General features: G+C 53.9%; 18 protein-coding genes. 11 read left to right on the plus strand and 7 right to left on the minus strand.

The window, feature by feature from the left end; genetic code table 11:
* Positions 1 to 3 precede the first annotated feature (3 nt).
* A complete protein-coding gene (locus ACFQO0_RS10170; RefSeq protein ID WP_382234246.1) occupies positions 4 to 4,236 on the minus strand; it encodes a YhdP family protein in 4,233 nt (1,410 codons plus the stop codon).
* A gap of 129 nt (positions 4,237 to 4,365) precedes the next feature.
* Between ACFQO0_RS10170 and glnE the strand changes: the two genes are divergently transcribed.
* The 3 genes from glnE to ACFQO0_RS10185 all read left to right on the plus strand — a co-directional run bounded on the left by glnE (position 4,366) and on the right by ACFQO0_RS10185 (position 7,767).
* Positions 4,366 to 7,086, plus strand: a complete 2,721-nt coding sequence (gene glnE, locus ACFQO0_RS10175; protein WP_382234248.1) for a bifunctional [glutamate--ammonia ligase]-adenylyl-L-tyrosine phosphorylase/[glutamate--ammonia-ligase] adenylyltransferase — start codon at positions 4,366 to 4,368, stop codon at positions 7,084 to 7,086.
* 100 nt (positions 7,087 to 7,186) lie between these two features.
* Positions 7,187 to 7,468: a hypothetical protein gene (locus ACFQO0_RS10180; protein ID WP_382234250.1), complete on the plus strand. Its 282-nt coding sequence runs from the start codon at positions 7,187 to 7,189 to the stop codon at positions 7,466 to 7,468.
* A 107-nt stretch (positions 7,469 to 7,575) separates the two neighbouring features.
* Positions 7,576 to 7,767 carry a DUF3606 domain-containing protein gene (locus ACFQO0_RS10185; RefSeq protein ID WP_382234252.1) on the plus strand — a complete coding sequence of 64 codons (192 nt, stop codon included), beginning with the start codon at positions 7,576 to 7,578 and terminating at the stop codon, positions 7,765 to 7,767.
* Between the two features lie 134 nt (positions 7,768 to 7,901).
* Here ACFQO0_RS10185 and ACFQO0_RS10190 read toward each other — a convergent pair whose 3' ends face one another.
* From ACFQO0_RS10190 to ACFQO0_RS10200, 3 genes are all read right to left on the minus strand, one after another.
* Positions 7,902 to 8,606, minus strand: coding sequence for an anti-sigma factor (locus tag ACFQO0_RS10190; RefSeq protein WP_382234254.1), 705 nt, complete (start codon positions 8,604 to 8,606; stop codon positions 7,902 to 7,904).
* On the minus strand, positions 8,603 to 9,157 hold the full coding sequence (locus tag ACFQO0_RS10195) for a sigma-70 family RNA polymerase sigma factor (protein ID WP_382234256.1): 555 nt from the start codon (positions 9,155 to 9,157) through the stop codon (positions 8,603 to 8,605). The genes ACFQO0_RS10190 and ACFQO0_RS10195 overlap by 4 nt, the downstream gene beginning before the upstream one ends.
* 105 nt (positions 9,158 to 9,262) lie before the next feature.
* Positions 9,263 to 9,802, minus strand: a complete 540-nt coding sequence (locus ACFQO0_RS10200) for a DUF3455 domain-containing protein (RefSeq protein WP_382234258.1) — start codon at positions 9,800 to 9,802, stop codon at positions 9,263 to 9,265.
* A gap of 313 nt (positions 9,803 to 10,115) precedes the next feature.
* On the opposite strand from ACFQO0_RS10200, the gene ACFQO0_RS10205 reads away from it, so the two are divergent.
* Positions 10,116 to 10,463, plus strand: coding sequence for a zinc ribbon domain-containing protein YjdM (locus tag ACFQO0_RS10205; RefSeq protein ID WP_382234260.1), 348 nt, complete (start codon positions 10,116 to 10,118; stop codon positions 10,461 to 10,463).
* Positions 10,464 to 10,551: 88 nt separating this feature from the next.
* Entirely contained in the window at positions 10,552 to 10,971 is a 420-nt protein-coding gene (locus tag ACFQO0_RS10210; protein ID WP_382234262.1) for a hypothetical protein, read from the plus strand.
* Positions 10,972 to 11,058: 87 nt separating this feature from the next.
* On the opposite strand, the gene gap is transcribed toward ACFQO0_RS10210, so the two are convergent.
* Genes gap through tkt form a run of 3 tightly spaced genes read right to left on the minus strand, consistent with a single transcriptional unit; the run spans position 11,059 to position 14,639 of the window.
* Positions 11,059 to 12,069 (minus strand): type I glyceraldehyde-3-phosphate dehydrogenase, encoded by a 1,011-nt coding sequence (gene gap / locus ACFQO0_RS10215; RefSeq protein WP_382234264.1) that lies wholly within the window; start codon positions 12,067 to 12,069, stop codon positions 11,059 to 11,061.
* Between the two features lie 36 nt (positions 12,070 to 12,105).
* Positions 12,106 to 12,648 carry a GNAT family N-acetyltransferase gene (locus tag ACFQO0_RS10220; RefSeq protein ID WP_382234266.1) on the minus strand — a complete coding sequence of 181 codons (543 nt, stop codon included), beginning with the start codon at positions 12,646 to 12,648 and terminating at the stop codon, positions 12,106 to 12,108.
* The gene (tkt, locus tag ACFQO0_RS10225) at positions 12,645 to 14,639 is read right to left on the minus strand and encodes a transketolase (RefSeq protein ID WP_382234268.1); all 1,995 of its coding nucleotides are present in this window, start codon (positions 14,637 to 14,639) and stop codon (positions 12,645 to 12,647) included. Before tkt ends, ACFQO0_RS10220 begins: the two co-directional genes overlap by 4 nt.
* A 239-nt stretch (positions 14,640 to 14,878) precedes the next feature.
* Here tkt and ACFQO0_RS10230 point away from each other — a divergent pair, with 239 nt between their 5' ends.
* The 6 genes from ACFQO0_RS10230 (at position 14,879) to dut (ending at position 22,006) form a co-directional block, all read left to right on the plus strand.
* The gene (locus tag ACFQO0_RS10230; RefSeq protein WP_382234270.1) at positions 14,879 to 15,604 is read left to right on the plus strand and encodes a 16S rRNA (uracil(1498)-N(3))-methyltransferase; all 726 of its coding nucleotides are present in this window, start codon (positions 14,879 to 14,881) and stop codon (positions 15,602 to 15,604) included.
* Between the two features lie 184 nt (positions 15,605 to 15,788).
* Positions 15,789 to 16,766, plus strand: coding sequence for a bifunctional riboflavin kinase/FAD synthetase (locus ACFQO0_RS10235; protein WP_382234272.1), 978 nt, complete (start codon positions 15,789 to 15,791; stop codon positions 16,764 to 16,766).
* A 64-nt stretch (positions 16,767 to 16,830) separates the two neighbouring features.
* On the plus strand, positions 16,831 to 19,722 hold the full coding sequence (gene ileS, locus ACFQO0_RS10240; protein ID WP_382234274.1) for an isoleucine--tRNA ligase: 2,892 nt from the start codon (positions 16,831 to 16,833) through the stop codon (positions 19,720 to 19,722).
* Positions 19,723 to 19,751: 29 nt separating this feature from the next.
* Positions 19,752 to 20,255, plus strand: a complete 504-nt coding sequence (gene lspA, locus ACFQO0_RS10245) for a signal peptidase II (RefSeq protein ID WP_382234276.1) — start codon at positions 19,752 to 19,754, stop codon at positions 20,253 to 20,255.
* A gap of 38 nt (positions 20,256 to 20,293) precedes the next feature.
* A complete protein-coding gene (coaBC, locus tag ACFQO0_RS10250) occupies positions 20,294 to 21,484 on the plus strand; it encodes a bifunctional phosphopantothenoylcysteine decarboxylase/phosphopantothenate--cysteine ligase CoaBC (RefSeq protein WP_382234278.1) in 1,191 nt (396 codons plus the stop codon).
* A gap of 72 nt (positions 21,485 to 21,556) precedes the next feature.
* The gene (dut, locus tag ACFQO0_RS10255) at positions 21,557 to 22,006 is read left to right on the plus strand and encodes a dUTP diphosphatase (protein ID WP_382234280.1); all 450 of its coding nucleotides are present in this window, start codon (positions 21,557 to 21,559) and stop codon (positions 22,004 to 22,006) included.
* Positions 22,007 to 22,014: the final 8 nt, after the last annotated feature.

Here is a 22,014-nt window from a genome sequence, read left to right on the forward strand (position 1 = left end):
GTTTCAGTCCCCGTTGGTGGTGTCTGCGAGTCGGATATTCGGTGCGCCCGGCGCTTGCCCTGACTTTCGCTCAATCTTGACGACGTTCGGATCGCTCCACGCCCCAGTAATCGCATATTCAAAAGTAAAGGCACGCATCAAAGGTTCACGCAGGAACAGTTGCGCCAGGAAGGTACCGGCACCGATGACAGGATTGATCGCCAATGCATAGGCCACCGACGCAGCGCCGGCATTGATTTCAGGAATAACAACCGCACGCAAATTCTGTGTTTCCTTGGCGATATCGGCGGTACCGTCTATCAGCACGGTTGCGCTCACACCGCGCATCTTCAGGTTATCGGTATTGGCCACGCCATTCGAAATGCGCGCGCTGCCATTGATACCGTCAAAAGCGAAGCCTTCTGAAAATACATCCCGAAAATCCAGCGTCAGGCGACGCGGTATCGATTGCAGGCTCAACACACCCAGCAATTTGGCCGCGCCCGGCTCGACTTTGAGGAACTGCCCGGATGCAATATCCAGATTGATATTGCCGGACAGGCTGGGGATATCAAAAGAAAACGGCAAACCTTTCCAGCTGATATCACCATCCATCTTGCCCTTGCCGCCACGCAGCACATCGGCAAAGCCAAAACGGTTCAGCAGGTTGCCCGCGTTCGCTATGTCTAAACGGTAATCGAGACTGGACACATTGCTACCGCTTCTGGTCAACCAGCTCCCCTTGGCCGTCAAGGTTGCATCCGGGTTGGCCAGCGACAAATTGCGAATGCGCCATTCGCGTCCTTCCGTTGCACGCACATAGTTTGCGAGCAACTCCAGGCGTCCGAGCTTCTTGCCGAATAATTCAAAATTTTCAGCGACGACATCCAGCGCCGGCATTTCTGTCGTGTTATCCACCCCATCCATCAAATTCTTGACGTCAGACCCGACCGATTTCGGAATCACCATCGATGCCAGACGCGCGGTGACTTTACCCAAGCCACGACCGGATGAAGACTCAATCCAGGTAAGGTATCCCGATGCCTGTGCGGAATCGACATTGGCCTGCCATACACTGGTTTCATGGGATACGCCGACCACCACGTCATCAAATTTCTTGCCCATCAAAATCAATTCATTGGCACGTGCGGCAAGTACATTCGGCTCTACATACTGCGATATATTGAGGGCGTCAGATGAGTCTGCACTTTTCTTTTGTGCGGCTGGAACAGGCTGGACATTCTTTCCGCTTGCCGCAGTAATCGACGATGCGACAGCAATCCATTCGTCAATATTCAAGGAGCGTAAATTGACGTTCACCATCAAGCCGCTATCCGGTTCCGGCGCCGGCACATTGACGCCGATACCGCCGCGCACCAGATGCCAGGCCGCAGCAGGATCGTTTGCATTTTTTTCGCGCAGATAATTCGCTACCATCGAGGAGCCCAATGACAGTTTGATGCCGTCGCGCATCAACGCCGCATTATCGGACGGCAGACTGGCTTGTTCTACCTTCAATGGCAAAGCATCCTTGGCAGCCTTGCGCAACGGCGCCGGGAAAGCCAGGCCCAGGCCGCGAAAATTGGAATCCACGAGGATTTCGACACGCTTGCTCTTGACACTGATAGATGCGCCAAAGCGTGTGCTGCCGGTGATCTTGTCTATCAATTTTTGCATCGCCGGCGCAGGATAATTTTTGCGCAAGCCAGCAGCGGACAGCGAGCCATCAGCCTTGATCAGGATAGTGCCGTCTTTTTGTGTGCCGCCGGTTACCGTCAAAGGACCGCCAAGGAAATTCGCCTTGATGCCCTTCAGCGTCAATCCTTTTTCATCGAAATCCAGCTGGCCATTGGTTTGCATCAACGCAGGAATGCCATTCTGCAAAATCACATTATTGTTGGCAAACTTCAGTGCACCCTGCACCTTGGCTTCTATCATTTGATGCAAGGGCAATTTCAAACTCAGTGCCAGGGTTGCATTGCCGGTCGCCCTGGTTTCATCAGTGAAGTGACCTATCCAGGTCGCGACCGGACTATCTACCGTGTATTGCACCATATCCTGCAAAGTGCCGGCAGCCTTGCCATCGATTTCGAGGACAGGATCTGCCGCCAGCAAGTCCGCAATCACCGCCTTCACATTGGAGACTTCCGCGCCGTGGGTTTTGCCACTTTCACCCTTGATTTCCATACGCGTACGATCGAACAGGATCGTACCTTTTACTTTTTCCAGCAAAGGCCATAGTGGTGCCTTGCCATCCTTGCCGAACATATCCGGTGCGTAGTTCAAGCCGCCGTTATCGATCTTGCCGCCGAAAATAAATTCGCCTTTAGGTTTTTCGCCAGGCTTCTGGGTGCGGAAAGGAAAATGATTCAGATCACCTTTGACCTTGATATAGCCATCGCGCAGTGTGCCGTCGACCAGAGCACTGCCCAACCATGAGCGGAAATGTTCGCCCATGCTCAAGGGCAGGTAGTCGCGCACCTTGTTCAGTTCCAGTCCGGTCAGGCTGCCGGTCATATCTATCGTGCCGAACGCACGCGGCGATTGTTTTTTCAGCGGCATCACGTGTTTACCGGCAAACGAGCCGAGCAAGCCCTGTCTGGCAAAGCTCATTTTTTGTACTTCAAGTAACAACTGGTCATTTTTCTGAAAGGTCCACTTCGCATCCATTTTCAATGCATCAAATACGACATCAGGCTCTGCAAAATAGCCTGGTAAAGCCAGCGTCAGGTTTTCCGATGCAAGTGCAAATGTGCCGCCCTGATTCGAGGCATCGACATGACCAGTCAAATTCTCGAAACCCGGAATCGCAGGAACGGCCGCTTGCGCCGTCACTGTCGCACTTGCAGCGCGCGCCGGACGAGCCGCTTGCGCATGCATCGCCAGACCCACAAAATCGCCTTTGATCTTGTAGGAAGAAATATCCGGGTATGCGCCCTGCCATTGCGCGGAGAAATCCTTCAGCTTGCCGCGCGGCGCAAAATCCTGCAGCAGGCGTAACTGTGTTTCCGGCAGCGGCAGACGTCGGGCAAAATCGGTCCACGCCTGCAGGTCCAGCGATTTCGCATTCACCTCAATGCGCTCAGGCGCGCCTTTTCTGGCAGCGACATAGTGTTCGCTCATCGTGGTCTTGGGCAACTGCAAACCATCGTTGGTTTGCAAGGAAAAATCCACCACCGAAATCGTATGGCCCTGCGTACCGAAAGTCGGCACACCATCGCGCGCGCCGCCCTCCAAAGTCTCGCGTACTGAGATTCGTCCGTTTGCATGCGCCAATGCGAGCGGGGCCATATTCTTGCGCAGTTGAACCGACACATCCGACAAACTTAGATCGGCAGTGAAGTCGGCAACCCGCGCATGATCAAAGGATAGCCAGGCGCGCAACGAACCCTTGGCTTGCTGCAAATCAAAAGGGAAATCGAGATAAGTCTTCCACGCCGCTAAATCGCTATCGCGCAAATCTGTATAAAGCTGCCCAGTCCAGCGTGAGGCATCGGAAATCTTTTGAGAAAAAAGAGGATGATCGAAACTGGCGCGTATATCCAGCGGCGCGGCGATTGCGACGGGTGGCGTTGCCTGCAAGGCAAACTGGTGGTTTCGTCCATCGTTGCGCAAGACGATATGCACACCATTGAGCAGCAGCTCCGGCGCCTGGCGCAGATTATCCTGCCAGCGTAACTGTCCGTCCTTGATGCTAATTTCCCGTTGCGACAATACCCAATCCGCTGCCTTGCCATCACCACTTTTTTTCAAATCGACCAGCAAACCAGCCACATAAAAATTACCGGAAGCATCACGCTGGATGTCCATGTTAGGCTTGTCGATCTCCAGATTATGCAGACGCAAATCGGCAACAATCAGCGACCACCACGACACCGTGGCCGAAACCGCAGGCAGTTGCAGCGCCGTTCCGCCATCCTTGTCATACACCACGACGTTGCCCAGCGATAGATGCGGCCGCAAGCCATGCCACGATGCAGCGATGGTTTCTATCGATACCTGACGTCCTATGGCTTTGGTTGCGACTTTTTCGACATCGACGCGATAAGTCGATATCTGCGGCAAGACCGCATAGCGTAAAGTGAGGAACAGCGCGCAGAAGATAAAGTAAGCGACGACCAACAACTTCAGCGACCAGCCCAGCACATGATGGCTGGCCTTGTTGGCCGCTCGCGCCGATTGTTGAACCGCACGCCAGCAAGACCGCAGCCTATAGGCAGTCAGGGTCTGATCAGGTGAGCGTGGATCTATATGCATCAATCAAAAGGTTGGCAAATCTACTTCGCGTAGAATAAAACAGGCTGGCTGGTAATCGGCTGGCACAAATTTACATCAAGCTTTTAATTCAAAGCCTAACTACAAGAACTCTAGGATACTCCCAAGCCCGTGACGAACCTATCTTTGACTCCAATTACCGCTTCCCGGTTCTATTCCCGATGGCTCAATGCGGACGCATCCCGTGCGGAAAAGGTTGCCGAAGTCGGCCGATTATCCCTGAACTCGGCCATCTTCGCTGAAATCTTACAAAACGAAACAGACCGCGGCGCCTCGCTGCCGGCAGCCATGCGCCGCCTGCGCAATCTGGTCATTGCGACGCTGATCCAGCGCGACCTGAGCGGCCAGGCCGATCTGGCTGAAGTCGTCGACACGATGACGGCCTTCGGTGATTTTGTAGTGCAGACACATCTGGCGGCCGTGATGGCCGAAATGATCGCGATACACGGCACGCCTATCGGCGCTGAATCGGGTGAGCAGCAAGAGATGATCGTACTCGGGATGGGCAAACTGGGAGGCGGAGAACTGAATGTTTCCTCCGATATCGACCTGATATTCGTGTATTCCGAAGATGGCGAAACCTTCACCACCACGCCGGAACAGAGACAGTTATCGAACCACGAGTTTTTTATCCGGTTAGGCAAGAAACTGATTGCAGCGCTTTCAGAAATTACCGAAGACGGTTTCACCTTCCGCGTTGACATGGCCCTGCGTCCGAACGGCGCGTCGGGCCCGCTGGCCGCCAGCTTCAATATGGTCGAGGAATACCTGATCGTGCAAGGCCGCGAATGGGAGCGCTATGCCTGGGTCAAGGCGCGCGCACTGACCGGCAAGCCCGCCGACATTGCAGCGCTGGAAAAAATCACGCGTCCCTTTATTTACAGGCGTTACCTCGATTACGGCTCTATCGACGCGATCCGCAATATGCATGCGCAAATCCGTGCCGAAGTCACGCGCCAGGAAGCCCGTCATCCCGACCGCAGCAATAACGTCAAACTGGGACGCGGCGGCATACGCGAAATTGAATTTCTGGCACAGGTACATCAATTGATACGCGGTGGCCGCGACGCCGCCCTGCGCGATCGCTCGACGCGCCACACCTTGCGCACGCTGGCAGAAAAAGAATTGTTCAAGCCGGAAGTCGTCGAGCAGTTGCTGCATGCGTATACCTTTCTGCGCAATCTCGAACATAGATTGCAATACCTGGACGATGCGCAAACCCACACCTTCCCTGCGAACGAAGCCGATCAGCTGACCATCGCCAAGATGATGGGCTACCACGATGTGCCGGCCCTGCTGGCGGCGTTGGAAGAACAGCGCGCGCTGGTTGCCAAGCATTTCGATGAGATTTTTAGTGACAAAACCAACGACAATGGCTCGAACGATCATGTAGATGCCGACCTGAATGCTGTGCTGACTGATACCGATAGCGAAGAGGCGATCCAAACCTATCTGACCAGCCTGTCATTCGACCATGCGGCAGATTCAGCCAAACGCCTGCTGGCAACCTGGCATTCACCGCGTTTGCAATCCCTGCCGGAAGCCAGCCGCAACAAACTGGTGGCTCTGGTCAATGCATCGCTGCCATTGATTACCAAGGTGACAGAGGCACGCTCCACGACGCTGGGCCGTCTGCTGGATTTTCTGGAAGCCATTGCGCGTCGCGCCGCCTATCTCGCCTTGCTGACCGAGTATCCGCATGCGCTGGAACGCGTGATCCGCATGATCGCGGCCAGCGACTGGGCCGCTAAATATCTGACCCGCCATCCTTTGCTGCTGGATGAATTGCTGGACGATCGCACCTTGAAGGCAGCACCCGACTGGAAAGCCTTTGCGCATGACTGTCGCCAACGCCTGGATGAAACGCCGGGCGACACCGAGCGGCAAATGGACGTGCTGCGCGAAATGCATCACGCGCAATTGATACGCTTGCTGGCGCAGGATCTGGTTGGCGATCTGAGTGTGGAGCGTCTGGCCGATCATTTATCCGAGCTGGCAGACAAGCTGGTGGAAGCAACCATACAAACGATCTGGAAAAGCTTGCCGAACCGGCATCGTGAAGAACCGAAATTCGCCGTCATTGCCTACGGAAAACTGGGCGGGAAAGAACTCGGCTATGCATCTGACCTCGATGTCATTTTCCTCTATGACGATGACGATCAGGATGCGCCTGCGCTGTATGCCAAGCTGGCGCAACGCTTTATCACATGGATGACGGCGCATACGCCAGCCGGCATATTGTTCGACGTCGATATTGCACTGCGCCCGGACGGCGCGAGCGGCCTGCTGGTTTCCACCGTCTCGTCGTTCGAAAAATATCAAACTACTTCAGCCTGGCTTTGGGAACATCAAGCATTGACCAGGGCACGCTTTTGCGCGGGTGATGCCGACATAGGCGCACGCTTTGAAGCAATACGTGAAAGCGTATTGCGTCAGACACGTGATCCGGTCGAATTGAAGAAGGAAGTGCTGGAAATGCGCAAGAAATTGCACGATGCGCATCCGAATCGTACCGACCTGTTCGATCTGAAGCATGATAACGGCGGCATGATCGATATCGAGTTCATGGTGCAGTTTCTCGTGTTGCGCGATGCTGCGCAGCATCCGCGACTGACTGGCGATATCGGCAATATCGCCTTGCTGAAATTATGCGGAGAATTGGGCTTGATCGACGCCAGCCTGTCGAACACAGTGGCGGATGCATATAGAACATTCCGCAAATTGCAGCATCAGATTCGGCTACAGGGCGCGGAACGCGCAAGGGTGGAAATGGAACGCGTCGCTCCGGAAATAGCGGCAGTCACCGCCTTGTGGAATGCTCTATTTGCGTAATCAATCATCTGCATCGGCTGGCAGAACAGGACACATCACGTTCCCAAGAAGCATAAAAAGTTATCCACGCTTTTTGTGCACAGCCCTGTGGATAAGCTGAGTGCAAGCCATCTATGTCATTGATAGCAAAGACAATTTATTTGCTGCACAATCTGCGCAAGTTGCCATTCTGATGGTGGCCTTGCGCAGTGTTTTCATGCAACCCATTAACGCAAACCTGCACCTGCTCACGTGCAAGCCAGTACACCCACCTCTTGGAAAACGGCAGTTCATGCTGAAATTCGCCGCAATTCCATTTTCATTATTCTTATATCAAGACATAAAAAATTTGTCGCATAAGCAAAACAATTTCCTCAGTCAGCACAATAAATCCAACAGTTAGTGCTTGAATTTTCCAGAAGTTAGCGCGACACTAAAGCCACTGCATGCGTGTCCACAGAGACACCGGTATCTGACAAACACTTTCAGCCGAGGCAAAGGGAGAGACGTATGTCAATAGAGGCCATCAATCGCGCACCTGCCGATTTAACCCATATCAGAGTCGACAATCAGGACGAACTTCGATATTGGGCAGATCGCTTTGAACGCACACCGCGCGAATTGGAAAATGCAGTGATTAGAGTCGGCGCCAATACAAAAGACGTAGAGCGATACTTGAAGTTGAAGTCTTACTGCAAGTAATTACTACGCTCTGGCAGGATAAAAAATTTTCTCAGAAGACTGAGGCTATCCGACGCAAAGGATAGCCTCAGTCTATCTGCATGCTACCCAACACACTTCTTGCATGACATGAAATGACCTCAGCACCATGATACTTAGGTCATTTTGGCTGCCTTGCCAATGAACAGGATAGGCCCTGTCGGTGTGCCCGTTGGCGAACCGTTTTCCGGTTCCAGCGTAATTTCAAACAGTTGGTTTGCCTGCAGAGGCGGCAATTTATCCAGCGCCAGTTTGACGGTTTTTCCAGGCTCGACCAAACCCAGTGACACCGGTTTATCCCAGCCCTCGCCTTTGGTCCAGAATTGCAGGGATTTCTGCCCCGGCACACTCACCGGACGCAAAGGTGTCAAGGTCAGTTGTTTATCCGCGCTGGCTTGCACGATCCAGCCCGGCGTACGTTCTTGCGGCTCAACCAGCACCACCATGAAGTTCGGTCCTGACAATGGCGCGCTCGGACGCATGATCATCACGGCGACGAGCACTGCGGCAGCGGCGAAACCGCTCGCAGCCAGTCCGCGCCAAAAGCGCACATCATTCCACCATGCCGACCAGCTTGATTGCGCGGTCGCCGATTGGCGACGCAAATCTTTCAGAATGCGCGGCCATAATTGCGACGACGGTTCCTGCTCTTCCACCAGCGACGTCAAAGGCAACAAACGACGCTCCCACTCTTCCACTGCAGTACGTAATACAAGTTCATTCTGCATGCGTTGTGCAACTTGTCGGCGTTGCGCGGCAGTCAGCGTACCCAGCACATACTCGCCTGCCAGATGCTGCAGTTCGTCAAATGACTCATTCATCCCATGCACTCCCGCAATGCGGCCAAACCACGTTTGACCCACGCCTTCACTGATCCCAGAGGCGCATTCAGGCGTTGCGCAATTTCACTGTGGCTGCAGCCATCCACATAGGCGCACAAGATACTGTTGCGCTTGGCGCTGTCAAGATGGGATAGGCAATCCTGCAACTGTCCCAGGCTGGCATTCAATTCAAATTGATCGACGATCAATTCCTCATTCTGTTGCTGCATGTTGTCGATCGCTTCTTCGTCCGCATACACTTCGCGCTCGCGGTCCCGCAACATGTTCAAAGCCTGATAGCGCACCACGCTGTATATCCAGCCACGTGCTTCGCCTTTTTTGGCATCGAAGCTGGCGGCCTTGTTCCAGATATTGACAAAGGCGTCGTGAACCACGTCTTCCGCCAAGTGACGTTCACGCACGATACGCAAGGCGACACCAAGCAGACGCTTGCTGTCTTGTATGTAGATGCGTTGCAAAGCATGCTCGTCACCCAGGGCGCAAGCATGCAAGGCGGCATCGTAATCGAAGGAATCTGAGTCGGCAGGCAAGATAGTCTGTCTTTAAAGAATTGGAATGGGTGATGCCGATTTATTTCCAATTAATTATATAGGACGCAATCCGCCTGCCGACTACTTACTGGCGCTTAATTAAACTTAAGCAGCTTTCCAGAAAATATAATCAGCCTGGTATTTGACGATTTCCTTGGTGCCCACATTGCCTGCACCGCAAGCAGTGGCTGGTGCTACACCGCCCTTGGTTGCTACGCGCTGGATGTAAGTCACGCCGGTCATCGCGCCGCTACCCATTGCAGGATTGGCTTTGACCAACTGGAATGGAATATTGCCCGCGCCTGCCGGGGCGACTGCCAATTGAGTAGCCGTTACTTTCGAGCCGTCATTGCTGGCCCAAGTTGCTGGTGGGCCGAAATATTTACCTACTGCTTTACCACTACGATCCGACAACACGGCGTCAGGACCGACGAAAACCCATTCAAACTGGCCAGCCATATCTTTTTTAACGCGGCATTCGTAAGTGATATCGCCTGCACCAACGGTTTGCATCGCAACGCTATTGCCGGCCGGCACCTGCACCGTCGGTGGCAAGGAGTCCTGCGAATACATAGGGGTCGTGGAACATGCTGACAACAAAACAGCAGCGGAAGCGAGAGCGACGGCAGAAAGAGTAGTGTGCATGATGTTTTCCTTGGTAGTTAAAAATGATCAGCTGGCGTATCCGGATATCGGATATTGATGCGCTGATACCAGTACTACCCACCAGATGCGGATTTGGATGCAGTCGATCGAAAATAAATTTTATTATTCGAATTGATTGCGATTTTTCATCTGCAATCATGAAAAACGGGGGGCCAGACCATCCCTCGTCGCTGTTCAGCTATTGCTGCACAGGATTTTCATTCGACAAACGATCTATAAAGAAGCCGGATTCCGACTGCCACGCAGTATACTTTGCCCTTTACGGCAAACGCCTCACCTCCAAGGACACCCCATGAGCGCCTTACCTGCATGCTCGAAATGCAATTCCGAATACACATACGAAGACAACGGCATGTACATCTGCCCGGAATGCGCGCACGAATGGCCGGTCCAGCAGGCAGCGGCCGAATCCGTGGAAGAAGGCAACAAGGTCTACCGCGATTCCACTGGCACGATATTGCAGGATGGTGACACCGTAACCGTGATCAAGGATCTGAAGCTGAAAGGATCGGGCGGCACTATCAAGGTCGGCACCAAGGTCAAGAATATCCGCCTGGTCGACAGCGATCACGACATCGACTGCAAGATAGACGGTTTTGGCGCGATGAGTCTGAAAACGGAATTCGTCAAAAAGGTATGAATCTGTCAGCATGGCATACGCGGTTACATATTCACGGCCGCGATATAGGCGATATAAAATTCCCGCATAGCTATTGATAGCAGACCCCATGTTTCCAGCATCATCCCTCACTGCAAACATTCCAATACGCACAGAGTGCCCGCCCGGCACTTGCATATGCGATAGAGAGACATTGCTGAACGATCCTGCGGGCGACATGCGCGTGCTGCAATTGACGCGAATGGAAGAGAAGAAGCTGATCCTGCGCATAGAGAACATCTCGTCCTACGCCGATCTAAAACACGTCGCAGAACGTATGCAGACGCAACTGGGGATCAGCCTGCACATCGTGCCCGGCCCGAATGAAGTGCGTACCGTACGCGGACTGCATATCGAACTACTGGAGCGACCCGGTCTGTGCAAGAAAATCCGGCAAACGATTCCGGCCGCGGTACGCAAGTGCCTGGATAGAAATCCGGAAATTGTCTATGCGATTCTGGACGCACACGATCTTTTTGGTGGCGATTGAAACCTCATTCAACCGACAAACCGCCATAAAAAATGCCCCGAATCCGGGGCATTTTCATTCAAGGGCTTTAAAGCCTACTTCAACAGCTTACTTGGCAGTCATCAACGCCACTGTCGTATCCAGCATGCGGTTCGAGAAACCCCATTCGTTGTCATACCACGACGAGACTTTAACCAAACGGCCTGAGACTTTGGTGAGGGTTGAATCGAAGTTGCTCGACGCTGGATTGTGGTTGAAGTCGACCGAAACCAGGGGCTCGGTCTGGTAAGTCAAGATATCTTTCATCGCGCCTTCTGACGCTTCCTTCATGATGGCGTTGATTTCTTCCACCGTGGTGTCGCGCTCGGCGATGAAGGACAAATCGACGATGGATACATTGATGGTTGGTACGCGGATCGCGTAGCCATCCAGCTTGCCGTTCAATTCCGGCAAGACCAGGCCAACCGCTACGGCAGCGCCGGTTTTAGTCGGGATCATCGATTGCGTCGCCGAACGTGCGCGGCGCAGATCTTCGTGCATCACGTCTGTCAGTACTTGATCGTTGGTGTAGGCATGGACTGTCGTCATCAAGCCATTCACCAGACCGATTTTATCGTTCAATGGTTTGACCAATGGTGCCAGGCAGTTGGTGGTGCACGATGCGTTTGAAATAACTGTATCGGTCGCTTTCAACACGCTGTGGTTCACGCCGAAGACGATGGTTGCGTCGACATCCTTGCCGCCCGGTGCCGAGATGATGACCTTTTTAGCCCCACCTTTAATATGTGCCGATGCTTTTTCTTTTGTCGTGAAAAAGCCTGTGCATTCGAGCACGACATCAACGTTCAACTCGCTCCAGCCGATTTGCGCCGGATCGCGTTGTGCGAAGACGCGTATCTTGTCGCCATTGACGATCATGTAATCGCCATCGACTTCTACTGTGCCTGGGAACTTGCCATGTGTCGTGTCGTAACGGGTCAAATGGGCATTCGATTGAGCATTGCCCAGATCGTTGATCGCAACGATTTGAATGTCATTCTTCTTGCCGCCTTCATAGTGTGCGCGAAGGATATTGCGGCCGATGCGGCCGTAGCCGTTAATTGCGACACGAATGGTCATCTTTTTCTCCAGAAAAATTCAAACAACTATAGAAATTTATTCACCGCATGCCTGCCGCAACGCGGTCAGGTCACGCCAGCCGTAACCGGTTTCCATCAAATCCAGGCCGTCCCATGTGAACGGCTGTTCGATCAAAAGTTCAGCACCCATTTGTTCGTAGAACTGGCGCGCAGCCTGATTGCCGGCAATCACCCACACCAGCAAACCGGTAGCACCCTGCAATTGCAATGTGCTCGCAATCATCGACAGCAAACGACGACCAACACCACCGCGTTGCGCAATCGGCTTCAGATAAATTGCGGTCAGCTCTGCATTCAACTCGAATTTCTCAGGCATCAGCAACATGCCGGCCGCAAAGCCAACCAATTCCGTCCCCGCTTCTGCAACGAACACAGCGATGGTTGGCAAGTCCGCATTCAGCACCTGCAACCACATCGCTGTGCTTTCTTCCGCACGCATGCCATCTAAATAAGCATCCGGCATGACGCCGCGATAGGTGGTGCGCCAGCTGTCGACGCGCAAGGCGGCGATGGCTGCTGCATCATTCGCCGTCGCGCGGCGGAAAGTGATTTCGGTCACGCCAGTGTTTTCTTCACAGCGGCAACGACGTTTTCAACAGTGAAGCCAAAGTGTTTGAACAACACACCAGCTGGTGCCGATTCGCCAAACGTATCAATACCGATCACGCCGCCTTCGAGGCCGACGTACTTGTACCAGAAGTCGGTTACGCCGGCTTCAATCGCTACGCGTGGCACGCCTTTGGTCAAGACGCTGGCTTTGTATTCTGCATCCTGGCGATCGAAAACATCGGTCGATGGCATCGAAACGATGCGTACTGCGACGCCGTGTTTTTCCAGTTCATCAGCCGATTTAACAGCCAGTTCGATTTCCGAACCGGTTGCGATCAGGATCGCTTGCGCGTTTGCCACGTCACGCAAGACATAGCCACCGCGTTTGACATTGGCAATTTGTTCTGCGGTGCGTTCCTGGAACGGCAGGTTCTGACGCGAGAAAATCAGAGTCGATGGACCATTGTGACGTTTGACTGCCTGTTCCCACGCGATTGCGGATTCCACCGTGTCGCATGGACGCCAGTTATCCAGATTAGGGATCAGGCGCAAGCTCGATACGTGTTCCACCGATTGATGGGTAGGGCCATCTTCGCCCAGGCCGATCGAATCATGCGTGAAGACGAACAGCGAACGCAGCTTCATCAACGCGGCCATACGCAATGCGTTGCGGCTGTAATCGGAGAAAGTCAGGAAGGTTGCGCCGAATGGAATGTAGCCGCCATGCAAGGCGATACCGTTCATGATCGCGCTCATGCCGAATTCGCGCACACCATAGTTGATGTGATTGCCGGCTTGATCACCGCGTACCGCCACGCATTCTTTCCAGTTGGTCAGATTCGAGCCGGTCAAATCAGCGGAGCCGCCGAGGAATTCCGGCAAGCTCGGTGCATACGCCTGGATCGCGTTCTGACTGGCTTTGCGGGTCGCGATCGTTTCTTTTTTCTCGACGCATGTTGCGATATAAGCGCTGACCACTTTATCGAAATCGCCAGGCAATTCGCCTGTCATGCGGCGTGTCAGTTCCGACGCTTCTTTAGGGAATTTTGCAGCATAGGCGCTCAGCAATGCATCCCATTCGGCTTGCGATTTGCTGCCTTTGAGTTTGGCATCCCATGCGGTGTAAACATCGGCAGGAATATCGAACGGTGCGCTGGTCCAGCCCATTGCTTCACGCGATGCGGCGATTTCCTTGTCGCCCAATGCAGCGCCATGCACGTTGTGCGTGCCAGCCATGTTTGGCGAACCCTTGCCGATGACGGTGCGGCAGCAAATCAAAGTCGGTTTATCGGACGACTTGGCTTGCGTAATGGCGGCGTCGACTGCGCTAACGTCATGGCCATCCACCGCGCGGATCACATTCCAGCCGTAGGCTTCAAAACGCTTAGGCGTGTCGTCGGTGAACCAGCCTTCAACGTGACCATCGATCGAAATACCGTTGTCGTCATACAGCGCGACCAGTTTTGACAGTTTGAGTGTACCGGCCAGCGAACACGCTTCGTGCGAAATACCTTCCATCAGGCAACCGTCGCCGAGGAAAACATAAGTATGGTGATCAACAACGTTGAAATCCGGCTTATTGAATTCAGCCGCCAATAATTTTTCAGCCAGCGCCATGCCGACTGCATTGGTGATGCCCTGGCCCAATGGGCCGGTCGTGGTTTCTATACCTGGCGTTACATCCACTTCCGGATGCCCTGGGGTTTTCGAATGCATTTGACGGAAGTTACGCAGTTCATCCATCGACAGGTCGTAGCCGGTCAGATGCAACAAGGCGTAATGCAGCATCGAACCATGTCCGTTCGACAAGACAAAACGATCGCGGTTAATCCATTTAGGATTAACCGGATTGTGGGAATAGTGATTTGACCACAAAGCGACGGCGATTTCCGCCATCCCCATCGGCATGCCGGGGTGACCGGAATTGGCCTTTTGTACTGCGTCCATTGCCAGCGCACGGATTGCGTTGGCCATTTGAGTAGTCGGGAGCGTGGAAGTCATGTGATTTAGAGTGATGGCGAGTCGAATGAAGAATAGAATAAATGCAGAATCAAATGCGGCACTAAAGCAAGCTTGCATGCAGCAAAAAGCACTTTGCTGCGAAGCCGCATATTTTACCAGAGTGACGCCGCCCGAACTAAAATCGGATACTGGAAATTCCTTTTAATTAAGACAGACCACGACAAGCAACGTCACGATCGGTGGAAATATCATGCCGAATCGACAACAACGGAATACAAATGCCTCGTTTTTATTGCCCACAAGCGCTTGCGCTCGGCACCATCGTCACCCTGCCCGACCACGTCGCCCATCACATTCAGGTCATACGCTTGAACACTGGCGATTACATCACCCTGTTTAATGGTGAAGGTGGCGAATACACCGCGACCATCAGCACAATAGAGAAAAAACGCGTCACCGTCGAAGTCAAGCTGTTCGAACCGCGCGAAGTCGAACTACCCTACGCAATCACACTGGCGCAAGCGCTGCCGGAAGCCTCCAAGATGGACTGGATCATTGAAAAGGCAGTGGAATTAGGCGCGCACGCAATCCAGCCGCTCGCTTCGCAACGCTGTGTGGTCCGTCTTTCCGCCGAACGCGCCGCCAAAAAACTGCAGCACTGGCAAGGCATCGTCGTCGCAGCATCGGAGCAAAGCGGCCGCAATCGGCTAACTACATTGACGGAACCGGTTGATTTCAATCAATGGACACAGCAGCAGGACCTGCACGTACGCATCATGCTCAGTCCGCGCGCCGAACAATCATTATCAGACTGGGCACGCCACCATCCGCCGCAATCGGTCGCTCTGATGATAGGACCGGAGGGCGGATTCACCGACAAGGAAGAGAATCTAGCGATTGCGCACGGGGCGCTGATGCTCTCGATGGGACCGCGCGTGTTAAGGACGGAAACGGCAGGAGTCGCTGCGGTGGCTGCGTTGAATGCGGTGTGGGGCGCGATGTAAAAAGCCAAAATTTTTATAAAAGTCGCTTTCCATTAGTGGCACTGACACTAATTTAGTCCCAGCAAATCACCGGCAAGTCGTTCAAATATGACAATCCCTCCATTTTGGAAGAGGGATGACCGGTCGAAAGCATTTATAATTCAAGGTTTTGCGACGGCTTACCCCGTCAACTCCAGTCTATTCAATGAAGGTATTTCGCGGACTTCCCAATGCTGCTTCCCGTGCGCCGTGCGCGCTGGCGATCGGCAACTTCGACGGTGTGCATCGTGGCCATCAGGCCTTGCTGGCACGCTTGCGTGAAGTCGCGTCGAAAATGGCGCTCGAATCCGCCGTCATGACGTTCGAGCCACATCCGCGCGAATTCTTTGCGGCGCGTGCCGGCGATCCATCGAAGGCACCGACGCGTATCGCCAGCTTGCGCGACAAACTGCAGTCGCTGGCCAAGGCTGGCGTGGATCGCGTGATCGTCGAACATTTCAACGAACACTTTGCATCCTTGTCGCCACAGGAATTTGTCGAAAAAATTCTGGTGCAAGGCTTGCACGTCAAATGGCTGATTGTCGGCGAAGATTTTTGCTATGGCTCCAAGCGTGCCGGCAATGTAGCCACGCTGATCGAAGCGGGCAAGCAATATGGTTTCCATGTGGAGTCGCAAACGACCGTGACCAGCAGCGGCACACGGATTTCATCATCGGCAGTACGCAGCGCGCTGGCGCAAGGCGACTTCGCGAAAGCGCAGGTTTTGCTGGGCCATCCGTACGCGATGTCCGGCCATGTCATCCATGGCAAAAAGCTTGGACGCACGATCGGTTTTCCGACCTTGAACCTGCGGGTAGCCCACAAACATCCCGCGCTGTCAGGTATTTATATAGTGCAGGTGCATGGCATGGCAGAGAACGCGGTGCCGGGCGTGGCCAGCATAGGCGTACGCCCGACGGTAGACGACAGCGGCCGCGTGTTATTGGAAACGCATCTGTTCGACTATGACCAGCAATGCTACGGCCGCTTGATCAGTGTCGAATTCCTGAAAAAACTGCGCGACGAAGAAAAGTACATCGACTTGCCGACGCTGACTGACGCGATCGAACGCGATGCAGTGCAGGCTCGAACCTACTTCAAGCAGATAGCTGACTCGGCGACCTCCGCCACAGACCGAATTTGACGATCGAACGCACTCTCTCAACACCGTTCGTTTGATCCAACTGAATACTTTATAAAAGCAGACCATGTCCGACAATACAAACAAGCCCGAAAACAAATCCGGCAAGCCAAACAAGGCTGACGCTAAACCGGCAAGCAGATATCCGGTCAACATGACCGATACGCCCTTCCCTATGCGCGGCGATCTCGCGAAGCGGGAACCGCAATGGGTCAAGCAGTGGCAGGATAAAAAGATCTACGAAAAAATCCGCGAAGCAGCAAAAGGGCGTCCGAAGTTCATCCTGCATGACGGCCCACCGTATGCAAACGGCGATATTCATTTAGGTCACGCAGTCAACAAGATCCTGAAAGACATCGTCGTCAAATCGCAAACCCTGGCCGGTTTCGATGCGCCATATGTGCCGGGTTGGGATTGCCATGGCATGCCGATCGAAATCCAGATCGAAAAACTGTATGGCAAAAACCTGCCAACCGCAGATGTTCTGACCAAGGCCCGCGCCTACGCGACCGAGCAAGTCGAACGTCAGAAAAAAGATTTCATCCGCCTCGGCGTTCTCGGCGAATGGGACAATCCTTACCTGACCATGGCGTACGGCAACGAAGCCGACGAGTTGCGTGCACTCGGCACCTTGCTGGAAAAAGGTTATGTCTATCGCGGCCTGAAACCGGTCAACTGGTGCTTCGATTGCGGCTCTGCACTGGCAGAAGCGGAAGTCGAATATCAGGACAAGCGCGATCCGGCGATCGACGTCGGCTTCCCATTTGCAGAACCTGCCAAAGTCGCAGCAGCATTTGGCTTGCCCACACTGCCGACAGAAAATGGTTTTGTCGTGATCTGGACCACTACACCGTGGACCATCCCGTCTAACCAGGCTTTGAACGTGCATCCGGAATTGCAATACGCCTTGGTCGAAACATCGCGCGATGAAAAACCATTGTTGCTGATCCTCGCTGCCGATTTGGTCGAAGCAAGTTTGGCGCGTTACAAGCTGGAAGGCAAAGTCATCGCGACCTGCGCCGGCGCAGCACTCGAAGGCATCCGCTTCAAGCATCCGCTCGCATCGCAAGACGCTGGCTACGATCGCACCTCGCCGGTTTATCTGGCTGACTACGTCGCAGCCGATAGCGGCACCGGCATCGTCCATTCCGCACCAGCCTACGGTATCGAAGATTTTATTTCATGCAAAGCGCATGGCTTGAAGGATGATGAGATCATCACGCCGGTCATGGGCGACGGCAAGTTCGCGTCGACCTTGCCGCTGTTCGGCGGCCTGACTATCTGGGAAGCATCGAAACCGATCTGCAACGCCTTGACTGCGGCTGGCGCATTGTTCGAACTGAAAATGTTCGACCACAGCTATATGCATTGCTGGCGTCATAAAACGCCGATCATTTATCGTGCGACTTCGCAATGGTTTGCCGGCATGGATGTGACGCCAAAAGACGGCGGCCCTACCCTGCGTGAAACCGCATTGAAAGGCATTTCCGAAACCAAGTTTTTCCCGGACTGGGGCCAGGCACGTTTACACGGCATGATCGCGAATCGTCCTGACTGGACGCTGTCGCGTCAACGTCAATGGGGCGTGCCTATGGCGTTCATCGTCCACAAGGAAACCGGTGCACTGCATCCACGCACACCTGAGTTGCTGGAACAAATTGCCAAGCTGATCGAAAAAAACGGCATTGATGCATGGCTGGCGCTGGAGCTAAAAGATCTGCTCGGCGACGAAGCGGCAATGTACCAAAAGAACAAAGACACGTTGGACGTCTGGTTCGATTCCGGCACGACACATCAAACTGTTTTGCGCGGTTCGCATGAGGAGCAACTGGCCTTCCCTGCCGACTTGTATCTGGAAGGTTCGGATCAACATCGCGGCTGGTTCCATTCTTCGCTGCTGACTTCGTCGATGCTGAATGGTCGTCCGCCATACAAGGCTTTGTTGACGCACGGCTTTACCGTCGATGGCGAAGGCAAGAAGATGTCGAAGTCTCTTGGCAATACGCTGGCCCCGCAAAAGATTTCCGACACTTTGGGCGCAGACATTCTGCGTCTATGGATTGCATCGACTGATTACACCGGCGAGTTGTCGATCTCTGACGAAATCCTGAAGCGCGTGACCGAAAGCTATAGACGCATCCGCAATACCTTGCGCTTCCTGATGTCGAACACCACAGACTTCAACGCAGCCACCGATATGGTGCCGGTTGCTGACATGCTGGAAATCGATCGCTACGCCATCGCACAAATGAACGCGCTGCAGGCCGAGATCGTCGCGCATTACAACGCGTATGAATTCCATCCAATCACATCCAAGCTGCAGATGTACTGCTCGGAAGATCTGGGCGGTTTTTACCTCGACATCCTGAAGGATCGTCTCTACACCAGCGGCGTCACTTCGCATGCGCGTCGTTCCGCCCAAAGCGCTATCTGGTATCTGACGCAATCGCTGTTGCGCTTGATGGCACCAGTTCTGTCGTTCACCGCAGAAGAAGCCTGGGTCATTTTTGCCGGCGACCAGGCGGGCGACACGATCTTCACGCAAACGCATTACGAATTGCCTAAGGTTGCAGACGGCGAAGCACTGCTGGCTAAATACACCGTGTTGCGCGATGTACGTAACAACGTTACCAAGCAACTCGAAGAAGTACGCGTCGCCGGTGGCATCGGTTCCTCACTGCAGGCAGAAGTGGCACTGAAAGTCAGCGGTGACAAATTCGCTGCGCTCGAAAGTCTGGGCGACGATTTGAAATTCGTCCTCATCACATCACAAGCCAGTGTCGAAAAAGTCGCCAGCGCCGAAGAAGAGTCTGTCGTTGTCACACCATCCGCAGCGCAAAAATGTGAGCGTTGCTGGCACTATCGCGCAGATGTGGGGTCACATGCTGAGCACGAAGGGCTGTGCGGTCGTTGCGTAGACAACCTGTTTGGCAAAGGCGAAGCACGCCGCTTCGCATAACGTAGCCTGAAACAATAGCGAAAGAACTGATGACGACAAATACTGCTACACATACTGGTATAACGCGCTGGCTGGGTATCGCGGCGATCCTGGTGATTCTCGACCAGATCACCAAGATCGCGATTACCAGCACCTTCGTGTATGGCGAGTCGCTGCCGATCACGCCATTCTTCAATCTGGTACTGGTCTATAACAAGGGCGCGGCCTTCAGCTTTCTTGCAACAGAAACCGGCTGGCAACGTCATTTTTTTACCGCAGTCGGCATCGGTGCTTCGGTTTTCATCATTTATCTGTTGAAGAAGAATCCGGGCGAGCGCTTGTTGAGCTGGGCGCTGGCCTTGATACTGGGCGGCGCAATCGGTAACGTAATCGACCGCGTTCTGTACGGCCACGTCATCGACTTTCTGGATCTGTATATCGGCAACCGGCACTGGCCGGCATTCAATATCGCCGACAGCGCGATTTGCATAGGCGCGGTGCTGTTTGTGTATGACGAGTTACGGCGCGGCAAAAAACCTGCTTCCAGCACGTGAACTGTTAAACTAGCCCGCGACATCTTTCAGGAGTCACCATGGATCTTGCTGGTAAAAAAATCGTACTCGGATTGACGGGCGGCGTTGCCTGCTACAAGGCAGCAGAATTGACGCGCGCGCTGACCAAGGCTGGCGCGGTGGTGCAAGTCGTCATGACCGATGCAGCAACGCACTTCATCACACCGGTGACGATGCAAGCCCTGTCTGGCAACCCGGTGGTGACCGATCAATGGGATGCGCGTGTTTCGAACAACATGCCGCACATCGATCTGACCCGTGATGCTGATGCCATCGTGATTGCCCCCTGCTCCGCCGATTTCATTTTCAAGCTTGCGCATGGTGCTTGTGACGATTTACTGTCCACCTTGTGCGTGGCACGTCCTGACACCTTGCGCTTGCTGGTTGCACCCGCGATGAATGTCGAGATGTGGCAAAACCCGGCGACCAAACGCAATGTCGCGCAATTGAAAGCAGACCGCATTGCGGTGCTCGGCCCGGACGCCGGCGAACAAGCATGTGGCGAGACCGGCATGGGTCGCATGCTGGAACCAGAACAATTACTCGAAGAAATCATCGCCTGCTTCCAGCCTAACCTGCTGGTCGGTAAAAGCGTGATGATCACGGCCGGCCCCACTTTTGAACCTATAGATCCGGTACGCGGCATCACCAATCTGTCTTCCGGCAAGATGGGATATGCGATTGCCCGCGCCGCACGCGAAGCAGGTGCAGACGTCACACTGATCTCCGGCCCGACAGCCTTGGCTACGCCTTACGGCGTGCACCGCATCAATGTACAGACCGCCGAGCAAATGCACGATGTCGTGATGTCGCGTGTCAGCACGCAAGACGTGTTCATCGCTGTTGCTGCAGTTGCAGACTGGCGCGTGAAAAATGTCAGCGCACAAAAATTGAAGAAAGGTGCGGACGGCAGAGCACCGGAACTCGAGTTCGAGCAAAACACGGATATTCTTGCCGCAGTTGCCGCACTGGAAAAACATCCGTACTGCGTCGGCTTTGCGGCCGAGTCTGAAAACCTGCAGGAATACGGCGAAGCCAAACGCAAGAAGAAAAACATCCCGCTGCTGGTCGGCAATATCGGCCATCAGACCTTCGGCCAGGATCAGAATGAATTGGTGCTGTTCGACGAGCAAGGCCACAAACTGCTGCCTCTGGCCGACAAGCAAAAACTTGCCCGCCAGTTGATCAGTGAAATCGCCAGCCGCCTGTAATCCAGACAATCCCTGACCCATCCAACTGTATCGCTGTTACTTTGCAGCCAAAAACTTCCCAACATTTTCCACATGAAAACAATCGACGTAAAAATTCTCGACCCGCGCATGACAGAGCAATTGCCAGCCTACGCCACCAGCGGTAGTGCCGGTCTCGATTTGCGTGCCTGCATCGATGCGCCTGTCACGATCAAACCGGGCGAAACGCATTTGATCCCGACCGGCCTGGCGATCCACATCGCCGACCCGGCATATGCAGCGATGATCCTGCCACGCAGCGGCATGGGACATAAACACGGTATCGTATTGGGGAACCTGGTTGGCTTGATCGACTCCGACTACCAGGGTCAATTGATGGTATCGACATGGAATCGCGGACAGGCAGAATTCACATTGAATCCGATGGAACGTTTAGCGCAATTGGTCATCGTACCGGTACTGCAGGTGGCATTCAATGTCGTCGATGAGTTCGACACCAGCGACCGCGGCGTCGGCGGTTTCGGCAGCACCGGCAAACACTAAATTCTAGG

Origin of the sequence: Herminiimonas aquatilis, from assembly GCF_042665175.1 — a bacterium.
Classification (GTDB): Bacteria; Pseudomonadota; Gammaproteobacteria; order Burkholderiales; family Burkholderiaceae_D; genus Oxalicibacterium; species Oxalicibacterium aquatilis.